The 3625-nt window shown below is 53.7% G+C and carries 2 tRNA genes and 2 rRNA genes; all 4 read right to left on the bottom strand.

From position 1 onward, the window contains the following. Positions 1-1263 (bottom strand): 23S ribosomal RNA (locus LC605_RS31745); the annotation flags it as partial. Positions 1264-1563: 300 nt separating this feature from the next. Then, positions 1564-1639, bottom strand: a tRNA-Ala gene (locus LC605_RS31740). A gap of 29 nt (positions 1640-1668) precedes the next feature. Continuing rightward, a tRNA-Ile gene (locus LC605_RS31735) sits at positions 1669-1745 on the bottom strand. 126 nt (positions 1746-1871) lie between these two features. After that, a 16S ribosomal RNA gene (locus LC605_RS31730) occupies positions 1872-3402 on the bottom strand. Positions 3403-3625 lie beyond the last annotated feature (223 nt).

Below are 3625 nucleotides of genomic sequence, written 5' to 3'. Positions count from 1 at the left end.
TTATAACACCTACCATGAAATGCAATTACGATTGTCATCACTTCTGATAAATGCATTCTTGAGTAACTGCGACGCTCCCCTACCATATGTCTTACGACATATCCGCAGCTTCGGCTCGTGGCTTGAGCCCCGTTACATCTTCCGCGCAGGACGACTCGACCAGTGAGCTATTACGCTTTCTTTAAAGGATGGCTGCTTCTAAGCCAACCTCCTGGCTGTCTATGCCTTCCCACCTCGTTTTCCACTTAGCCACGCATTGGGGGCCTTAGCTGGCGGTCTGGGTTGTTTCCCTCTTGACGATGGACGTTAGCACCCACCGTCTGTCTCCCATGCTCGCACTTCTCGGTATTCGGAGTTTGCTATGGCGGGGTAGATCGCAATGACCCCCCCAACCATTACAGTGCTCTACCCCCGAGAGTGATACATGAGGCACTACCTAAATAGTTTTCGGGGAGAACCAGCTATTTCCAAGTTTGTTTAGCCTTTCACCCCTATCCACAGCTCATCCCCTAATTTTTCAACATTAGTGGGTTCGGACCTCCAGTACCTGTTACGGCACCTTCATCCTGGCCATGGATAGATCACTTGGTTTCGGGTCTACGCCCAGCAACTGAATCGCCCTATTCAGACTCGCTTTCGCTACGCCTCCCCTATTCGGTTAAGCTCGCTACTGAACGTAAGTCGCTGACCCATTATACAAAAGGTACGCAGTCACCCCTTGCGAGGCTCCCACTGTTTGTATGCATGCGGTTTCAGGATCTATTTCACTCCCCTCCCGGGGTTCTTTTCGCCTTTCCCTCACGGTACTGGTTCACTATCGGTCGATCACGAGTATTTAGCCTTGGAGGATGGTCCCCCCATCTTCAAACAGGATTTCACGTGTCCCGCCCTACTTGTCGCACGCTCAGACCCGCCACTTACTTTTCACATACGGGACTATCACCCTGTATCGTCGGACTTTCCAGACCGTTTTGTTAAGTAAATGGTTTAGTCGTGCAGGCTACTCCCAGTTCGCTCGCCACTACTTTGGGAATCTCGGTTGATTTCTGTTCCTCGAGCTACTTAGATGTTTCAGTTCGCTCGGTTCGCTTCCGCTGACCTATGTATTCAGTCAGGGATGACCCTTACGGGCCGGGTTTCCCCATTCGGACATCGGGGGATCAAAGCTCCATTGCCAGCTCCCCCCCGCTTTTCGCAGGCTTGCACGTCCTTCATCGCCTGTGATCGCCAAGGCATCCACCACATGCACTTATTCACTTGACCCTATAACGCTGTGCTCGACTTGCGTCTCGCTCCACGTTACAGATCATTCTCAAGCGCTCGCGCTATCAATCCCGCCGCTGGTTCAAAGTGGCGGGACGATGCAATCACTACCCATGAGATGCCGACGCGGTTGAAACGCCGACATCCCTTTACTTCTTCCAAATTTTTAAAGATCAAAGTTCCATGCACCCTTGCGGGTGAGGTCTGGACAGTATTCCTACAGCCCACGCCTCACACTCAAACGCACATCAAGCAACAACAGACACTGACCACCCGGTAACTGTTGAACCAACCAGTTTGTGGTGGAGGATGACGGGATCGAACCGACGACCCCCTGCTTGCAAAGCAGGTGCTCTCCCAGCTGAGCTAATCCCCCGTTACCGCACAGTACTTCTGCAGGCAATCTGGTGGGTCTGGTTGGGTTCGAACCAACGACCCCCGCCTTATCAAGACGGTGCTCTAACCAGCTGAGCTACAGACCCGGTAATCCCAGGGTCGGGTGCTCACACTGCGAACTCATCACGATTTTCCGTAACTTGCTCGAGCTCCTTGCCCTTGTTGCTTGAAACAGCCGATAGGTTGTGGACACGACACGATTGTGACTCTAGAAAGGAGGTGATCCAGCCGCACCTTCCGATACGGCTACCTTGTTACGACTTCACCCCAGTCATGAATCTCACCGTGGCGACCGCCCCCCTTGCGGTTAGGCTAGCCTCTTCTGGTGAAACCCACTCCCATGGTGTGACGGGCGGTGTGTACAAGACCCGGGAACGTATTCACCGCGGCATGCTGATCCGCGATTACTAGCGATTCCGACTTCACGCAGTCGAGTTGCAGACTGCGATCCGGACTACGATCGGCTTTCTGGGATTGGCTCCACCTCGCGGCTTGGCAACCCTCTGTACCGACCATTGTATGACGTGTGAAGCCCTACCCATAAGGGCCATGAGGACTTGACGTCATCCCCACCTTCCTCCGGTTTGTCACCGGCAGTCTCATTAGAGTGCTCTTGCGTAGCAACTAATGACAAGGGTTGCGCTCGTTGCGGGACTTAACCCAACATCTCACGACACGAGCTGACGACAGCCATGCAGCACCTGTGTTACGGCTCTCTTTCGAGCACCCCCACCTCTCAGCAGGGTTCCGTACATGTCAAGGGTAGGTAAGGTTTTTCGCGTTGCATCGAATTAATCCACATCATCCACCGCTTGTGCGGGTCCCCGTCAATTCCTTTGAGTTTTAATCTTGCGACCGTACTCCCCAGGCGGTCGACTTCACGCGTTAGCTGCGGTACTCAATGAGTCTCCTCACCGAACACCTAGTCGACATCGTTTAGGGCGTGGACTACCAGGGTATCTAATCCTGTTTGCTCCCCACGCTTTCGTGCATGAGCGTCAGTATTGGCCCAGGGGGCTGCCTTCGCCATCGGTGTTCCTCCACATCTCTACGCATTTCACTGCTACACGTGGAATTCCACCCCCCTCTGCCATACTCTAGCCGTGCAGTCACAAGCGCAGTTCCCAGGTTAAGCCCGGGGATTTCACACCTGTCTTACACAACCGCCTGCGCACGCTTTACGCCCAGTAATTCCGATTAACGCTCGCACCCTACGTATTACCGCGGCTGCTGGCACGTAGTTAGCCGGTGCTTCTTCTTCAGGTACCGTCATTAACGCGCTATGTTAGAGCGCGCCGTTTCGTTCCTGCCGAAAGAGCTTTACAACCCGAAGGCCTTCTTCACTCACGCGGAATGGCTGGATCAGGGTTGCCCCCATTGTCCAAAATTCCCCACTGCTGCCTCCCGTAGGAGTCTGGGCCGTGTCTCAGTCCCAGTGTGGCTGGTCGTCCTCTCAGACCAGCTACAGATCGTCGCCTTGGTAGGCCTTTACCCCACCAACTAGCTAATCTGACATCGGCCACTCCAATCGCGCGAGGTCCGAAGATCCCCCGCTTTCTCCCTCAGGACGTATGCGGTATTAGCACTTCTTTCGAAGTGTTATCCCCCACGACTGGGTATGTTCCGATGTGTTACTCACCCGTTCGCCGCTCGCCGCCAGGTTGCCCCGCGCTGCCGCTCGACTTGCATGTGTAAAGCATTCCGCCAGCGTTCAATCTGAGCCAGGATCAAACTCTTCAGTTTAATTCCCAAAACTCAACAGAATTCACAGGTATAAGCTTTCGCTTAAAACCTTTGATTCGTATGAGCACTTCAATTTAGTTGTCATGCGCGCTTCCATCACCCCAGGTTACCCTGAAACGACATCCACACGCCGTTACAACCATGCCGTGCCCACACCTATCGGCTGTTTGTGTTTTTAAAGAGCTTCGCTGCATTTCGTGCAGCACAGAAACGAGACTGTAAC

Source organism: Nostoc sp. CHAB 5836, assembly GCF_020829445.1.
Classification (GTDB): Bacteria; Cyanobacteriota; Cyanobacteriia; order Cyanobacteriales; family Nostocaceae; genus Nostoc.
This window is presented reverse-complemented; position numbering and strand designations above follow the sequence as displayed.